The sequence below is a fragment of the Kocuria rosea genome (genome assembly GCF_023715525.1).
Taxonomy (GTDB): domain Bacteria; phylum Actinomycetota; class Actinomycetes; order Actinomycetales; family Micrococcaceae; genus Kocuria; species Kocuria rosea_A.
This window is the reverse complement of sequence record NZ_JAMBOG010000001.1, coordinates 104,912-120,165: the sequence shown is the minus strand read 5'-3', so window position 1 is coordinate 120,165 and position 15,254 is coordinate 104,912. Positions and strand designations below refer to the sequence as shown.

The 15,254-nt window shown below is 72.1% G+C and carries 12 protein-coding genes and 1 tRNA gene; 7 read left to right on the top strand and 6 right to left on the bottom strand.

The window, feature by feature from the left end; genetic code table 11:
- Positions 1-83 precede the first annotated feature (83 nt).
- The 4 genes from upp (at position 84) to M3185_RS00580 (ending at position 3,707) form a co-directional block, all read left to right on the top strand.
- Complete coding sequence (gene upp, locus M3185_RS00595) at positions 84-719, top strand: uracil phosphoribosyltransferase (RefSeq protein WP_251331734.1); 636 nt, start codon at positions 84-86, stop codon at positions 717-719.
- A 502-nt stretch (positions 720-1,221) separates the two neighbouring features.
- The gene (locus tag M3185_RS00590; protein ID WP_251331733.1) at positions 1,222-2,046 is read left to right on the top strand and encodes a winged helix-turn-helix domain-containing protein; all 825 of its coding nucleotides are present in this window, start codon (positions 1,222-1,224) and stop codon (positions 2,044-2,046) included.
- A gap of 84 nt (positions 2,047-2,130) precedes the next feature.
- Positions 2,131-2,670, top strand: coding sequence for a SixA phosphatase family protein (locus tag M3185_RS00585; protein ID WP_251331732.1), 540 nt, complete (start codon positions 2,131-2,133; stop codon positions 2,668-2,670).
- A gap of 50 nt (positions 2,671-2,720) precedes the next feature.
- Positions 2,721-3,707, top strand: coding sequence for an aldo/keto reductase (locus tag M3185_RS00580; RefSeq protein WP_251331731.1), 987 nt, complete (start codon positions 2,721-2,723; stop codon positions 3,705-3,707).
- Between the two features lie 64 nt (positions 3,708-3,771).
- Here M3185_RS00580 and M3185_RS00575 read toward each other — a convergent pair whose 3' ends face one another.
- Both M3185_RS00575 and M3185_RS00570 read right to left on the bottom strand, forming a co-directional pair.
- The gene (locus M3185_RS00575; protein ID WP_251331730.1) at positions 3,772-4,461 is read right to left on the bottom strand and encodes a hypothetical protein; all 690 of its coding nucleotides are present in this window, start codon (positions 4,459-4,461) and stop codon (positions 3,772-3,774) included.
- Positions 4,462-5,264: 803 nt separating this feature from the next.
- Positions 5,265-5,340 (bottom strand) — tRNA-Arg (locus M3185_RS00570).
- 286 nt (positions 5,341-5,626) lie between these two features.
- Between M3185_RS00570 and M3185_RS00565 the strand changes: the two genes are divergently transcribed.
- Positions 5,627-7,492, top strand: coding sequence for a phosphoenolpyruvate carboxykinase (GTP) (locus tag M3185_RS00565; RefSeq protein ID WP_251331729.1), 1,866 nt, complete (start codon positions 5,627-5,629; stop codon positions 7,490-7,492).
- A gap of 306 nt (positions 7,493-7,798) precedes the next feature.
- On the opposite strand, the gene M3185_RS00560 is transcribed toward M3185_RS00565, so the two are convergent.
- The gene (locus tag M3185_RS00560) at positions 7,799-9,199 is read right to left on the bottom strand and encodes a phosphomannomutase/phosphoglucomutase (RefSeq protein ID WP_251331728.1); all 1,401 of its coding nucleotides are present in this window, start codon (positions 9,197-9,199) and stop codon (positions 7,799-7,801) included.
- Positions 9,200-9,263: 64 nt separating this feature from the next.
- Between M3185_RS00560 and manA the strand changes: the two genes are divergently transcribed.
- Positions 9,264-10,421, top strand: coding sequence for a mannose-6-phosphate isomerase, class I (gene manA / locus M3185_RS00555; RefSeq protein ID WP_251331727.1), 1,158 nt, complete (start codon positions 9,264-9,266; stop codon positions 10,419-10,421).
- A gap of 12 nt (positions 10,422-10,433) precedes the next feature.
- Here manA and M3185_RS00550 read toward each other — a convergent pair whose 3' ends face one another.
- The 3 genes from M3185_RS00550 to M3185_RS00540 all read right to left on the bottom strand — a co-directional run bounded on the left by M3185_RS00550 (position 10,434) and on the right by M3185_RS00540 (position 13,699).
- Positions 10,434-11,306, bottom strand: a complete 873-nt coding sequence (locus M3185_RS00550) for an FRG domain-containing protein (protein ID WP_251331726.1) — start codon at positions 11,304-11,306, stop codon at positions 10,434-10,436.
- Between the two features lie 82 nt (positions 11,307-11,388).
- A complete protein-coding gene (locus tag M3185_RS00545) occupies positions 11,389-12,291 on the bottom strand; it encodes a potassium channel family protein (RefSeq protein WP_251331725.1) in 903 nt (300 codons plus the stop codon).
- A gap of 175 nt (positions 12,292-12,466) precedes the next feature.
- Positions 12,467-13,699, bottom strand: a complete 1,233-nt coding sequence (locus tag M3185_RS00540; protein WP_251331724.1) for a glycerophosphodiester phosphodiesterase family protein — start codon at positions 13,697-13,699, stop codon at positions 12,467-12,469.
- 124 nt (positions 13,700-13,823) lie between these two features.
- On the opposite strand from M3185_RS00540, the gene M3185_RS00535 reads away from it, so the two are divergent.
- Positions 13,824-15,146: a hemolysin family protein gene (locus tag M3185_RS00535; protein ID WP_251331723.1), complete on the top strand. Its 1,323-nt coding sequence runs from the start codon at positions 13,824-13,826 to the stop codon at positions 15,144-15,146.
- Positions 15,147-15,254 lie beyond the last annotated feature (108 nt).

The window sequence follows — 15,254 nt, the reverse complement described above, 5'->3', positions numbered from 1 at the left end:
TGGACTGGCTGCCGGGACGGTCGGTCGGGACGGGGCCGGGACGACCCGGCGGGCGGTTCCGGCCCCGGTGGTAATTTTGGTCCATGCGAGTGACCGTTCTCGACCACCCTTTGGTGGCACACAAACTGACCGTGCTCCGGGACAAGGACACCACGTCCCCGGTGTTCCGACTGCTCGTCGAGGAGCTCGTGACGCTGCTCGCGTACGAGGCCACGCGGGGCGTCCGCGTGGAGCCCGTGGAGATCGACACGCCGGTCACCCGGACCACCGGTGTGGGGCTGTCGAAGCCGCGGCCCCTGGTCGTCCCGATCCTGCGGGCGGGCCTGGGCATGCTCGACGGCATGACCCGGCTGATCCCCACCGCGGAGGTCGGGTTCCTCGGGATGGCCCGCAACGAGGACACCCTGGACATCATCACCTACGCCGAGCGGCTGCCGGACGACCTGACCGGCCGCCAGGTCTTCGTGCTCGACCCGATGCTCGCCACGGGCGGCACCCTGCGCGAGGCCATCAAGTTCCTCTACCGCCGCGGAGCGGAGCAGATCACCTGCGTCTGCCTGCTCGCGGCCCCCGAGGGGCTCGCCGCCCTCGAGGAGGAGCTCGGGGACTCGGAGGTCAACATCGTCCTGGCTGCGAAGGACGAACGCCTCGATGAGAACGCCTACATCGTGCCGGGTCTCGGTGACGCCGGGGACCGCCTCTACGGCGTGGTGGACTGACGCCGGACCGCAGCTCGAGGAACGCCCTGCCGGCGAGGGCCCGCCGACATCGTCGGCGGGCCCTCGTGCGCGTGGACAGTTGTCCGGATAGTGAGACGGGATGTCCACCGAAGTGGGGCGATTGACGTGCTGCCCGTGATGTGCTTAGGGCTGCTCAGCACGCTTGTGGGCGGTAAGAACCCTGATATTCCGCGGCCGCAACCTTCTTCGACCCCCGGCACGATGAAGTGAAGGAGGTTCATTTTGTCTGTTCGGTCCTGTCGCAGGTGCGCTCATCTCACATCCTGAGATAGTGGCCTAATTGTTTCTTGCACCCTTGCGAATGGTGGGGGAGGATGTTGCCGTTGCCACATTCAGGGATTTCTCAGCTTCCGGGAGAACTCCGGGGGCCACGGAGCGGCGGATCCGTGGGCTGGTGGTGGCAGGGGCGTCCCGCGGTGCGGGCGCCCCGGGCGGGCGAGGAGTCCGCCCACCGATCGACGCAGAGACGAGGGACTGCCAGATGTCAGGTACGCCGGGATACGTTCACATCTCCCAACGCAATCGTGCGGGAGACCTTCGGGGTGCTCGCCGCCCCCAGCCGGGCCGCGACCGTTCGCCGGCGGCGCCGGCGGACTACCGCAGCCTCCGCACCGCGGTCGGCGCCCTGCCGACGGCACCGGGGGAGGCCCCGCTGCCCACGCGCCTGCCGCGCGAGACCGCGCCGCGCCCCCAGGTCCAGGAGAACGAGGCGCGCGGGTTCGTCATCTACGTGGGCCTCAACGAGGAGACCGCGGCGGCCAACGGCACCTCGCTGGTCAAGATGGTCCAGAGCATCAGGGCGTACGCCCAGCAGCTCGTGCCCGAGGCCGACTCCTACGCCGCCGTCGCGCTCGCGCCGGCCAACACCGCCGGGACCGACCTCGAGGTCGTCCGCAACGCCCTGGGCGATCCCACCTCGGGGACCGTCCGTCCCGCTGTCCCGGCCGCTCCCGCGCCGACCACGGAGACGAAGACCAACCAGTCCACCGGTGTGCTCATCGATCTCTCCCGGCGGGAGGTCTTCCTGGACGGCAGCATCCTCAACCTCACCTTCAAGGAGTTCGAGCTGCTGAACTACCTGGTGGAGAACGGCACCCGGACCGTGGGCCGCCACGAGCTGCTGCACAGCCTGTGGCGGGACGCGGAGGAGGTGCCCAACGAGCGCACCATCGACGTGCACATCCGCCGGCTGCGCTCCAAGCTCGGCCGCCTCGCCAACACCGTGCGCACCGTCCGCGGCCAGGGCTACCGCTTCTACGAGCACCCGGAGGTCGTCGTCTGGGCGGCCCCCGAGTACTCGATCTGACCCGTACTCCACCCGGCCCCGGACCCGCCCACCGCGGGGTCGGGGCCGGCCCGTGCCCGGGGTGCGGCGTGGCATCATGAACCGATGAGCCGCCACGACGTCAAGAAGCTCGTCCTCATGCGCCACGCGCGGGCGGACCACCCGCAGGGCGTGGCCGACCACGACCGTCCGCTGGACCCGCGCGGGGCCGCCGAGGCCGCCGAGGCGGGGCGCCGTCTGCTGGAGCGGGGCCACGTCCCCGACATGATCCTGTGCTCGAGCGCTCTGCGGGCCCGGCAGACGTGCACGTGGCTGTGCAGCGTGCTGGGCGAGCTCGCCCCCACGGCCAAGCTCGAGGACTCCCTCTATGCCGCCGGGGACGCGCGGATCCTGGCCGTGGTCAACCACGTGCCGGAGACCGTGGAGTCGCTGCTGGTCATCGGGCACCTCCCGGGCCTGCGCGACGCCGCGCTGCGGCTCGCCACCCCCGACTCCGACTACGACGCCGTCATGGCGCTGGCCGACGGCTGCCCCACCGCGGCCCTCGCCGCCTTCGAGGTCCCCGGTCCCTGGGCCGCGCTGGACGGGGCGGACGCGCGCCTGGTGGACTTCTCGGTGCCGCGCCCGTCCTCGGGCCGGCGCTGAGCGGCGCGAGCGTCCACGCCGCGCGCCAGCAGGGACGAACAGGAGCGAGCATGCGACAGGTGACGTTCACCCCCTCCGGCGACCGCGTGGGGGCGGTGGGCTTCGGGGCCATGGGCCTGAGCTGGGTCTACGACCGGTACGGGCTGACGGAGCGGCAGAAGCACGAGGTGCTCCGCCTCGCCGTGGACCTCGGGATGAACTTCGTGGACACGGCGGTGCTCTACGGGGGCGGGGCGAACGAGGAGCTCGTCGGCGCCGCCCTCGGCGAGCGCCGCGACGAGGTGTTCCTGTGCTCCAAGACCGGGCTGCGCGCGCAGTCGCTGGAGCCGCCGCGGACGGAGCGGTGCGGCCGCCCGGAGGACGTGCGCCGGTCGGTCGACGACAGCCTGCGGCGGCTGCGCACCGACGTCGTCGACCTCTACTACCTCCACCGCGTGGACCCGGACGTCCCCCTGGAGGACACGTGGGGCGCCATGGCCGAGCTGGTGTCCGCGGGGAAGGTCCGGCACCTGGGCCTGTCCGAGGTGAGCACCGAGCAGGTGGAGCGCGCCCACGCGCTCCACCCCGTCGCCGCGGTCCAGTCCGAGTACTCGCTGTGGACGCGCAACCCCGACGGCTCGGGACCCACGGCCGACGGCGACCCCTCTGGCGACGTCATCGGCTGGTGCGCCGAGCACGGTGCGGTGTTCGTGCCCTTCTCGCCGGTGGGGCGCGGCTACCTCACGGGCGCGCTGGCCGGGCGCACCTTCTCGTCCTCCGACTTCCGGGCCCGCAACCCCCGGTTCGCCCCCGAGGCCATGGCCGCCAACGAGGAGCGGGTGCTCGGCCCGATCCGTGCGGTCGCCGACCGGCACGGGGCCTCCCTCGCGGCGGTCGCCATCGCCTGGACGACGGCGAAGGGCGAGCACGTCCTGCCCATCCCCGGCACCACCGACCCCGGGCACCTGCGGGAGGACGCCGCGGCCGCGCAGCTGCAGCTCACGGCCGAGGACCTCGCGCTGCTGGAGGCCGTCGCCCCGGTCGGGGCTCGGTACTGACCCGGGAAACGACCGAGGGCGCCCGTCCGGTGGACGGGCGCCCTCAGCGGGTCAGGGCATGGACTCAGCCCTTGTGGCCGTGGCCCTTCTTGTCGTCGTCGTTGTCCTGCTTGAAGTAGACGTCCACCTTGTACTCGTCCACCGTGTGCACCGTCTTGCCGGTCTTGTCGGTGTACTTGGCGTCGCGGTAGTACTTGTCCCACTTGCCGTCGCCCTTGTCCTTGGCGATGGAGGCGGCCTTCTTGAGGCTGACGTCTTCGTACTCCTTCTTCTCCCACTTGCCGTGGTGGTTCTTGTACTTGATGACGACGTCGACCTGGTCGTTGTTGCGCTCGTCCTTGTGGCCGTGGTCGTGGCGCTTGTCCTCGTCCTGCTTGAAGTAGACGTCCACCTTGTACTTGTCCACCGTGTGCACCGTCTTGCCGGTCTTGTCGGTGTACTTGGCGTCGCGGTAGTACTTGTCCCACTTGCCGCCGGCCTTCTCCTTGGCGATGGAGGCGGCCTTCTTGAGGCTGACGTCCTCGTACTCCTTCTCCTGCCACTTGCCGTGACGGTCCTTGTACTTGACCTTGACGTCGACCTCGCCGTTGTTGCGCTCGTCCTTGCGGTCGTGGTCGCGGCCCTTGTCGTTGTGGCTGTAGCCGCCCTTGTCGTCGCCCTTGTCGTCCCCCGCGAACGCCGGGGCGGAGGCGCCGCCCGTCACGATCAGGCCCGCCAGCGCGGCACCGGCCAGAGTCTTGTGCAGCTTTTCCATGGTGTTCCCCCTGTGTGTGTGACCTGGTTCCCATTGGTGAAGCAGGTGATCCCAGGCTAAGGACGGCACCGTCGTGGTCACAAGCAAATTTCGCAGAAGTTAAGAATTTTTTTGCAAATCCCGCCGATGACTATGAAAAGACATAAGAGGGTTGAAACGGGGCTCCGCTGCCCGAGTATTGGAAGGTTGCTCGTGCCCTGAGCGCCCGGGGCCGGCGCCCCCCAGGGCGTCCTGCTGCGGCGAGAGCGGGTGGCGCGGGAGCCCTCCGGGCCTCGCCGTGCTGCACTCCTTGCTGCGTGACGCCGCAGGTGAGGGTGCTCTCGGGGCGGTGAGGGGGCTCTGGGGGTTCGTGGCCGTCGTCCGCGCGGCGTCCCCGGGCCCGGCTCCCGAGGGCGCTCCGGCGGGACCCGCTCCGGCGCCGAGACGGACGGCGGCCGACGGCGCCTTGCGGCGCGGAGCCGGCGTCCCTGTAGGGGTGCGGTTCTCCGACCCGGCGATTCCAATGAAAAATCGGCTATTTGTCTTTCCAAATACATTTTTTTGCAAATTGATTCGTCGACCGCCGCATTCACCGGTCCGCCCGGGCCGGCGGCGGCCCGGCGTCGTCGGCAGCGGCGCACGATGTGCCGGGCTGGTGCCCTCCGCCGCCGGCGGTGCCCACCACGGGCGGGGGTCAGGGGTGCGCCGCGGAGAAGCGGCGGGGCGTGCCGGCTGCCCGGCGTGCTCGCAGGGGGCGGATCCCGTCGGGGCCCGGATGCGAAAAAGCCCCTTCCGGCGTTCCGGCCGGAAGGGGCTTCCTCGTGTGGTGCGCCCGAAGGGATTCGAACCCCCAACCTTCTGATCCGTAGTCAGATGCTCTATCCGTTGAGCTACAGGCGCATCGGCTTCCGGGCGTCTCCGCCGTTCAAGCCGGGTTCAACCTTACATGCGGGTCCCGGTTCTGCAAAATCCGCGCCCTCGTCCCGCCGTGGGACGGCGCGGCCGTAACGCTGCTGGGGCGGCCAGGGGCGGGGGGATAGGATGAGCGCACATCACAGTAGAGACCGGCCGCCCAGTTCCCCGTCGCTCCTGTGGGCCCGGGGCTCCCCGGGCCGGGTGTTCGACGACGAGCACCACCACGTGGGCCCGGGCGGTCGGCGGACGGCCTCAACGAGGAGACATGTCAATGGCTGACAACCCCACTGCAACGACGGAGACCACCGGGCTGAACGAGGCTGTGAAGAGCGCGCTGGAGACCGCGCCCACCACCCACGCGCACCTCCTCGAGTGGGTGCGGGAGACGGCGGAGCTGACCCAGCCGGACCGCATCCATTGGGTGGACGGCTCGGAGGAGGAGTGGGCGCAGCTCACCGGCGAGCTCGTGGACGCCGGCACCTTCGTCCGGCTCGACGAGGACAAGTTCCCCAACTCGTTCGCCGCGTTCTCCGACCCGGACGACGTCGCCCGCGTCGAGGAGCGCACCTTCATCTGCACCAAGACGGAGAAGGGCGCGGGCCCCACGAACAACTGGGAGGACCCGCAGGTGATGCGGGACGCGCTGACCAAGAGGTTCCGCGGCGCCATGCGCGGGCGCACCATGTACGTCATCCCCTTCGTCATGGGCCACCTCGAGGCGGCCCGGCCCAGCTACGGCGTGGAGATCACCGACTCGGCCTACGTGGTGTGCTCCATGCGGATCATGGCCACCATCGGCACCCCCGTGCTGGAGAAGATGACGCGCCAGAACGGGTTCTTCGTCGAGTGCCTGCACTCGCTCGGCGCCCCGCTGCAGCCGGGGGAGGAGGACGTGCCCTGGCCGTGCAACCCCGCCAAGTACATCGTCCATTTCCCCGAGGACCGGGCCATCTGGTCCTTCGGCTCCGGCTACGGCGGCAACGCCCTGCTGGGCAAGAAGTGCTACTCCCTGCGGATCGCCTCGGCCATCGCCCACGACGAGGGCTGGCTGGCCGAGCACATGCTCATCCTCAAGGTCACCAACCCCGAGGGCAGCAGCCGGTTCATCGCCGGGGCCTTCCCCTCGGCCTGCGGCAAGACCAACTTCGCCATGCTCGAGCCCACGCTCGAGGGCTGGAAGGCCGAGATGGTCGGCGACGACATCGCGTGGATCCGCTTCGGCAAGGACGGCCAGGCCCGCGTGGTCAACCCCGAGGCGGGGCTGTTCGGCGTGGCCCCCGGCACGGGGTGGCCCACCAACCCCAACGCCATGCGCGCCATCGCCAAGGGCAACACGATCTTCACCAACGTGGCGCTCACCGACGACGGCGGCGTGTGGTGGGAGGGCATGACCGAGGAGACCCCCGCGCACCTGACGGACTGGAAGGGCCGCGACTGGACCCCGGAGTCCGGCCGCCCCGCCGCGCACCCCAACTCGCGCTTCTGCACCCCGATCAAGCAGGTGGACATCCTCGCCCCGGAGTACGACGACCCCGAGGGCGTGCCGCTGTCGGCCATCGTCTTCGGCGGCCGCCGCAAGACGACCGTCCCGCTCGTGTCCCAGTCCTTCGGCTGGGAGCACGGCGTCTTCCAGGGCGCCACCCTGTCCTCCGAGACCACGGCGGCCGCCAAGGGTGCCGTCGGCGTCGTCCGCCGCGACCCCATGGCCATGCTCCCCTTCATCGGCTACAACGCCAACGACTACCTCGAGCACTGGATCGAGATCGGGGAGCGCATCGGCGAGGAGGACATGCCGAAGGTCTTCTACGTCAACTGGTTCCGCCGCACCCCGACCGGCGGCTTCGCCTGGCCGGGCTTCGGGGAGAACTCCCGCGTGGTCAAGTGGATCGTCGACCGCCTCGACGGCAAGGCCGGAGGTCAGGAGACCCCGATCGGCATCGTCCCCACCAAGGAGGACCTCGACCTCACGGGCCTGGAGATCACCGACGAGGAGATCCAGGCGGCGCTGAAGGTCGACCCGGAGGAGTGGCGGGCCGAGCTGCCCAGCATCGACGAGTGGTTCCACCGGCTCGGCCACGTGCCCGATCCCATCCTCGAGCAGCGCGCCGGGCTGGAGGAGCGCCTGCACCGGGCCTGACCCGTCCGCGCCGGCGGATCCGGCAGCACACCACGAGGGGCCTCCTGCACCGGGGGCCCCTCGTGGCGTGCGTGGGACCACGGGGAGGTCCGGGCCAGCGGCCGCGGGCGCACGGGGGCGGGTCCACCACCCCCGCCGGTCTGGACGCCTCCGCGGGCGCGCTCCTGCGCGAGCTCGAGGCGGGCTCCGCGATGGTCGAGTGCGCCAGGAGCCGCGGCAGGTGCTGGTGCTGCACACCGGCCGTTCCGCCGCCTCCTGGCCGCTGCGCGGGATGCCCGGGCAGCTCGTCGCCGAGCTGCCCGGGGCTCAGGCGCGCACCAGCTCCAGCACCCGGTCCCGGATCCGCGCCATGGTCTCGCGGTCCTTCGCCTCGACGTTGAGGCGCAGGAACGGCTCCGTGTTCGAGGGCCGGAGGTTGAACCACCAGCCCTCGGCCTCGCAGCTGAACGTGGTGCCGTCCATGGCGTCCACGGTCACGTCCGGCCCCGCGAGCGCCTCGGCGACGCGCCGCACGGCGGCGTCCTTGTCCTGGACCGTGGAGTTGATCTCCCCGGAGGCCGCGTAGGGGTCGTACTGGCGCATCAGCTCGCTCAGCGCCCGGTCCTGCTCGCCCAGGGCGGCCAGCACGTGCATCGCCGCGAGCATCCCGGTGTCCGCGTTGAAGAAGTCCTTGAAGTAGTAGTGCGCGGAGTGCTCCCCGCCGAACACCGCGGACTCCTGGGCCATGACGGCCTTGATGAAGGAGTGCCCCACCCGGGTCCGCACGGGGCGCCCGCCGCGGGCGGTGACCAGTTCGGGCACGGCCCGCGAGGTGATGAGGTTGTGGATGATCACCGGCGACTCGGTGCCCTCCGCGCGGGCCCGCTCGATCTCCCGCTCGGCGACCAGCGCCGTGACGGCCGACGGGGAGACGGCTCCGCCCTGCTCGTCCACCACGAAGCACCGGTCGGCGTCGCCGTCGAAGGCCAGGCCCAGGTCGGCCCCGTGCTCGCGCACGGCGCGCTGCAGGTCCACGAGGTTCGCCGGCTCCAGCGGGTTGGCGGGGTGGTTGGGGAACGTGCCGTCCAGCTCGAAGTACAGGGGCACGATCTCCAGGGGCAGGGACTCCAGCACGGCGCCGCCCAGGACCGCGGGGGTGGTCAGCCCGGCCATGCCGTTGCCGGCGTCGACCACGACCTTGAGCGGGCGGGTCCCGGAGAGGTCCACGAGGGAGCGCAGGTACGCGGAGTAGCCGGCCAGCACGTCACGCTCCGTCACACTGCCGGGGGACGCGGCGGCCGGGACCGTGCCCTCGTCGAGGTAGCGCTGGGCGAGGTCGCGGATCGCGTACAGCCCGGTCTCGGAGGAGACGGGCACGGCGCCGGCCTTCGCCATCTTCATCCCGTTGTACTCGGCCGGGTTGTGGCTCGCGGTGAACGTCACACCGGCGGCCTGCAGGGTGCCGCAGGCGAAGTACAGCTCGTCGGTGGAGATCAGCCCGATCTTCAGGACGTCGGCGCCCCGGCGGGTCGCGCCCTCGGCGAAGGCGTCCGCGAACTCCGGGGAGGACGGGCGCATGTCACCGCCCACCAGGACCGTCCGGCCCGCCAGGTCCAGGACGTCCACGAAGGCGGCGCCGGTGGCCCGCACCGTCTCCGCCGTGATGGTCTCGCCCACGATGCCGCGGACGTCGTAGGCCTTGAACGAAGCTGAGAGATCGATAGTCACAAAGGGTGATCTTAGGCCACGGAGGTCCCGGGCCCGCCCCGTGAGCTGTGGTTGGATGACAGCCATGGGAGAGATACTGCGGATGCGCAACCCGATCCGCCACTACGCGTGGGGCTCGCGCGAGGTCCTGGCGCGCATCCAGGGCCGGCCGGCCCCCAGCCCGGAACCGGAGGCCGAGCTGTGGGCCGGGGCGCACCCCGGCGCGCCCTCCGCCGTGCTGGTGGACGGGCAGGAGCAGGCGCTGGACCGGCTGGTCGAGGAGGCCCCCGGCCGCTTCCTGCCGGGCGCCGGGCACGGCGGGCGCCTGCCGTTCCTGCTGAAGATCCTGGCGATCGACGCGCCGCTGTCCATCCAGGTCCACCCGTCGCCGGAGCAGGCGCAGGAGGGCTTCGAGCGCGAGGAGCGCGCCGGGGTCCCGCTCGACGCCCCCGAGCGCAACTACAAGGACCGCTCCGCCAAGCCCGAGACCGTCGTGGCGCTCACCGACGTGGAGCTGCTCACCGGCGTCCAGCCGGAGGACCGGCTGCGCGCGACCGCCGCGCGGCTGGGCCTCGGCTGGCTGCGGGACGCCCTCGCGGGGGAGGCCCCCGTCCTGCACGCGGTCCTGGGCCTCGACGACGCCGCCGCCCGCGCCGCCGTGGACGCGACCCTCGCCGCGGCCCGCGCCGCGGACCCGGCGGACCCCGTCGCAGAGCTGGTCCGGTACGTCGGCGAGCGCCACCCCGGGGACCGCGGGCTGCTCGTGGCCGTGTGCATGAACCACGTCCGCCTCACCCCGGGCCAGTCCCTGCACACCCCCGCCGGGCAGGTCCACGCCTACCTCTCCGGGACGGCGGTCGAGGTGATGTGCTCGTCGGACAACGTCCTGCGGGCCGGGCTGACCGGCAAGCACGTCGACGTGGCCGAGCTGCTGGCGGTGCTGGCGCCCGAGCAGGCGGACCCCGAGGTCGTCGAGCCCCCGGCCGCGGAGGACGGGCGCCGCGTCTACCCCCTGTGGGACGACCGGCTCGTCCTGATCGCCCACGAGCTCACCCCCGGCCGGCCGGTGCGGGACGAGCTGCGGGGGACCGCCGTGCTCCTGGACGTCGCCGGACGCGCCGTGGTCGGCGACCCGGACGGCACCTGGGAGCTCTGCGGCGGGGAGTCCCTGCTCCACTGCGGGGCTCCGACGCCGGTGAAGCTGTCCGGGGACGCGACGCTGTTCACCGTCTCCTGCTGCTGAGCCGGCCGGGGCTCAGCCGAGCTGCTGGTCCGTGTCGTTGCCCATCGCCGGCGGGGCCGGCGCGGAGGAGGCCTCCATCTCCGGGCGGGGCCCGTAGTAGCGGGTGAGCCACCGGCACAGCCCGTCGAGGCCGGGGAAGAGAACCCGCTCGGTCATGTTCGCCTGGTCGAGGTGGTCGCGGATCCGCCACTTCAGCCCCGGGGGGATGATCACCTTCCGGCAGAGCTCGGGGTGCTCGCCCAGCCAGTCGTGGAGGGAGGCGCTCGCCCCGGACATCGCGGAGAACACCGCCGCCTGGTTCACGATGCGGTCGTCCAGGGACGGCGGCTCGAAGAACAGCGGCACGGGGCGCCCGTCGGTGTCCCGGTGCCGGTCGAAGTCCTCCAGCGTGTACGCCACCCGGGTGAGCATGTCGGTGGTGAACAGCCCGGCCTCGTGCGCGTCGATCACCCGGTGCAGCCCCGGGGGCAGCAGCTCGTGCACCGCCGCGTAGTCCACGCACCACACGGCGCCCGGCTCGTCGTAGCAGCGCGGGTCGGCGGTGGCGAAGTGCAGGGCGACGTAGGGGGAGTTCGACCAGTCCAGCAGCCGGGTCGGCAGGCCGTGGTGCTGGGCGACGCTGAGCCAGTTCCAGTCCGAGTTCCCGGGGGACGTGTCCCGGGCGGCGAACTTGCGGAAGTTGCGCAGGATGTGGGGCTCGATCCGCTCGCTCGAGGCGCCCCGGAGGCGGTACAGGCTGGTGTGCAGGTCGTGGTCGGCCAGGGCGTGCCCCCGGTAGGCCACGTTGACCCGGAATCTTCCGCCGGACGGCTGCCAGTCGTTGTGCGTCAGGGCCGCGATCAGCCCGTACAGGTCGTCCTCGTCGATCTCGATGACCGGGTCCATGGGGTCTGGTCTCCGCCTTCTGCCGTGTGCGCCCCACGCTAGTGCCCGGTCCCGCCCGGGGAAAGCCCGGGCCCGGGGCGGGTCAGCGGCCGAGCCGGCCGGAGCGCCGAGGGGGCGGGTCCCCGTAGCCGTGGTCGACGGCGTAGGTGGTGAAGGCCTCCTCCGGGGTCTCGCCCGAGCTGTGGAACTCCTCCTGCAGCAGCCGGGCGAAGTCGTGCGCGGCGAGGGAGAGCACCGCCCCGGCGAGCCGGATCTCCGGGCTCGCGGAGTCCTGCGCCCGCGCCGCGATCTCCAGGGCGTAGGGCAGGGACACGGCGAGCGAGGCGTCCTCCCGGACCTCGCGGAAGTAGTAGGTCTCCGCGTTCTGCACGAGCGTCACGTGCGCCCGGGTGAGGTCCTCCGCGAGCTGGTCCAGCACCCGGGTGGCGCTGGCGGGCCCGAGTCCGGCGACGTGGTGGGCGTAGCCGACCTCCCGCAGCGCCCTCAGCCGGGCGGCCAGCGCTCGCCGCTCCGCCAGCGCCGGGTAGATCTGGCTGAACCAGGACAGCGCCGCGGTCACCAGGGCGAAGCCGACGAGCGCCTCCACCGGGGCCACGAAGCGCAGCCAGGGGCCCGCCGGGACGACGTCCCCGAAGCCCAGCGTGCCCAGGGTGACGAGGGAGACGTAGAAGGCCTCGGCGAAGTTGTTGTAGCGGGCGGCGTCCAGGCCCTCGGAGTAGAGGTAGTTCTCGGGCACGTGGGGGTAGAACACGAGGGCCCAGCCCAGGGCCTGGACGAGGACCCACAGCACGATCACGATCACGATCCCCACCGGACCGGCGAACGAGCCGAGGCGGTGGTGCGTGCGCCGGGAGAGCCTCCAGACGAGCTGCAGCACCCAGTGGCTGAGCGTGCCGCGGCCGCTGGGGTACAGGAGGTTGTGGAACACGTCGTTGAGCCCGAACAGCACCAGGCCCACGCCCAGCGCGGTGTACAGCACGTCCATCCCGGTCTCCCGTCGCGGCGCGGCCGGGCCCGGGGCGGGCGCTCCGCCCCGGGCCCGTCGATCGCCCCAGGATACTCGGCGCGCCCCGTCCGAGATCCCTTCCCCCGGGGCCGCCCGGATCCGGTTCCACGGGTGGGCGCTCAGCCCCGGCGGGGCACCTCGCGCCCGCCGGGCCTCAGTCGGCGAAGACGTCCTGCAGCTTGCCCTCCCCGGTCCACAGGGCCACGGAGTCCCCGCCGTTGTTGAGCACGGCCCCGGTCCGGCCGTTGTAGTAGGCGTCCTCGGTGTTCTCGCCGGGGCCGGTGTGCACGCGCAGCTGCGCGCCGGGGGCCAGCGCGTAGCCCTCGCCGACGGTGAGGACGTTGTTGGCGGCGTCGCGCAGCAGCCAGCCGCTGACGTCCACGGTGGTCGTGCCGGTGTTGGTGAGCACCACGTGCTCCCCGGTCCCGTGCTGGACGTCGTCGCCGGGCACGTCGTTGACCGAGCCGGCGATCTCCACGCCCCGGTCCGCGGGGAAGGGGTCCCGCCCGTCGAGGTACCGGTCGGTCTGGATCGGGAAGTCGCCGGTGACCATGTCGACCCCGAGGTCGAGCACGTGCTGGACGGCCTCGGGGGAGTTCACGGTGTACACGCCCAGGTCCAGGCCGGCGGCGTCGACGCGTGCGACGTCGTCGGCGTCGAGGGTGCGGTAGTTGGTGCCCACCGAGTCCACGACCCCGGTCCACCGCTGGAGGGTGGCGGCGTCCGGCACGGTGCCGACGAGCTGCTGCAGCGGGACCTCCGGGGCGATCCCGGCGAAGGTCCGGTTGGAGGTCTCGTCGAAGCCGATGACGGTGACCTTCCCCGCCTCCAGCAGCTTCGCCCACGCCTTGTCCCCGGCCAGGGCGTCGGCGACGACCTGCTCGATGCCGGGGGAGTTCTTCGGGGACTTGATCTCGATGTAGACGCCGGTGCTGACGGTGGCGATCCTCGCGGCGTCGTCCAGGTGCGGGATCCGCTCCCCGGCGTACCGGCCGGCGAAGTAGGAGCCGGCGTCGAGCTGCTGCAGCTCGGCCCAGGTGAAGGAGGTGACGGGGTCGTTCTCCCGGCCCGGGAAGACGTCCTGGACGTTCGTGGTCCGGGCGGGGGTGTCGTCGTGGAAGAGGAACGGCACGCCGTCGGCGCTGAGCTGGACGTCGATCTCGAGGTAGTCGACGCCGGCGGCGCGGGCGTCCTTGAACGCGGCCACGGTGTTCTCGGGGGCGGTGCCGGCGGCGCCGCGGTGGCCGATCACGAGGGGCTGCCCGGCGTCGTGCACGGCGGCCGCCGGGGCCGCGGTGGCGGGCAGCGCCGCGCCGAGCAGGGCGGCGGCGGAAAGGGCGCCGGCGGCGGCGCCGCGCAGCGTGCGGGGGGTGGGGCGGGCGGTCATGGCGGGTCCTTCGGGTCGGGGAGGGGGCTCCTCCAGGAAAGGCGGGCCGGGCGACGCCGGGGTCAACGCCGGGTGAAGCGGGGGTGATGTTCTGGGGACGCCGGCCGCTCGGTAGCGTGGGCCCATGGACTCCGACACCCTCGTCAACTCCCTGCTCGTGCTGGCTTTCGTGGTGGTCGGGGGTGTGTTCGCCGGCACGGAGATGGCGATCGTGAGCCTGCGGGAGAGCCAGATCAAGCGGATCGAGCGCTCCGGCCGGAAGGGTACCCGGACCGCGGCACTGGTGCGGGACCCGAACCTGTTCCTCTCCGCGGTGCAGATCGGGGTGACCGTGGCCGGGTTCTTCTCCTCCGCCTACGGCGCCTCCACGATCGCCCCCGACCTCGCCCCGCTGCTGGCCCGCGCCGGGCTGCCGGCGCCGGCGGCGCAGACCGCGGCGCTGATCGCGATGACCCTGGTCATCGCCTACCTCTCCCTGGTGTTCGGGGAGCTGGTGCCCAAGCGCCTGGCCATGCAACGGGCCGTGGGGTTCACGAAGGTCCTGGCCCCGCCGCTGAGCGTCTTCGCCGCGCTCATGCGCCCGGTGATCTGGCTGCTGTCGGCCTCCACCAACACGGTGGTGCGCCTGCTGGGGGCGGACCCGCACGCGGTCACCGAGGAGGTCACCGCCGAGGAGATCCGGGAGATGGTGGTGGACACCCGCGGGATCGGGCCCGTCTCCCGCTCGATCCTCACCGACGTCTTCGCCGCCGGGGACCGCCGGCTGGCCGAGGTGATGCGCCCGCGCCCCGATGTGGAGTTCCTCGACGGGTCCCTGTCGATCAACCAGGCCTACCGGCAGGCGCTGTCGCTGCCGCACTCCCGCTACCCCGTCACCGGCCAGGACATCGACGACGTGCTGGGCTTCGTGCACATCCGCGACCTGGTGGCCGCCGACGCCGACGGGGACGGGATCATCGAGGCCCCCCCGCGCACCCTGGCCGAGATCCTGCGCCCGATCCCCTACCTGCCCGAGACCAACTCCGTGCTGCGCACCCTGCAGTTCATGCGCAAGGGCGGCCACCACATCGGGCTGGTGGTGGACGAGTACGGCGGGACCGCCGGGATCGTGACCCTGGAGGATCTGGTGGAGGAGCTGGTGGGGGAGATTTACGACGAGTTCGACACCGGAGCCCGCGAGCACGAGGACACCGTGCTGCGCTCCGGCGAGGCGGTGCTCGTGGACGGCGGGCTCATCATCCAGGAGGTCCCGGCCGAGACCGGGCTGGTGATCCCGGAGGGCCCCTACGAGACCGTGGGCGGGTTCCTGATGGAGCGGCTGGGGCGGGTCGCGCGCACCGGCGACACGGTGGAGGTCGAGGGCTACCGCCTGGAAGTGCTCGCCACCGACCGCCACCGGGTCGAACGCGTCCGCATCACCCGCCTACCCGAGGCCTCCGGGTCCTGAACGCCCTTCCCCTCCCCGGCGCGGGCGTGGAGATGCGGGGCCCGGGGCAGGACAATGGGCGGTGACCGGCCGCGACGCGGGCAGCGGGCGGCGGGCGGGCGACGAGAG

What these genes read in the sequence shown, in the direction of transcription:
- manA (WP_251331727.1), top strand. Translation starts at nt 9,264, where the DNA reads ATGGGAGAGATACTGCGGATGCGCAACCCGATCCGCCACTACGCGTGG.
- M3185_RS00565 (WP_251331729.1), top strand. Translation starts at nt 5,627, where the DNA reads ATGGCTGACAACCCCACTGCAACGACGGAGACCACCGGGCTGAACGAG.
- upp (WP_251331734.1), top strand. Translation starts at nt 84, where the DNA reads ATGCGAGTGACCGTTCTCGACCACCCTTTGGTGGCACACAAACTGACC.
- M3185_RS00550 (WP_251331726.1), bottom strand. Translation starts at nt 11,306, where the DNA reads ATGGACCCGGTCATCGAGATCGACGAGGACGACCTGTACGGGCTGATC.
- M3185_RS00575 (WP_251331730.1), bottom strand. Translation starts at nt 4,461, where the DNA reads ATGGAAAAGCTGCACAAGACTCTGGCCGGTGCCGCGCTGGCGGGCCTG.
- M3185_RS00545 (WP_251331725.1), bottom strand. Translation starts at nt 12,291, where the DNA reads ATGGACGTGCTGTACACCGCGCTGGGCGTGGGCCTGGTGCTGTTCGGG.
- M3185_RS00590 (WP_251331733.1), top strand. Translation starts at nt 1,222, where the DNA reads ATGTCAGGTACGCCGGGATACGTTCACATCTCCCAACGCAATCGTGCG.
- M3185_RS00540 (WP_251331724.1), bottom strand. Translation starts at nt 13,699, where the DNA reads ATGACCGCCCGCCCCACCCCCCGCACGCTGCGCGGCGCCGCCGCCGGC.
- M3185_RS00585 (WP_251331732.1), top strand. Translation starts at nt 2,131, where the DNA reads ATGAGCCGCCACGACGTCAAGAAGCTCGTCCTCATGCGCCACGCGCGG.
- M3185_RS00580 (WP_251331731.1), top strand. Translation starts at nt 2,721, where the DNA reads ATGCGACAGGTGACGTTCACCCCCTCCGGCGACCGCGTGGGGGCGGTG.
- M3185_RS00535 (WP_251331723.1), top strand. Translation starts at nt 13,824, where the DNA reads ATGGACTCCGACACCCTCGTCAACTCCCTGCTCGTGCTGGCTTTCGTG.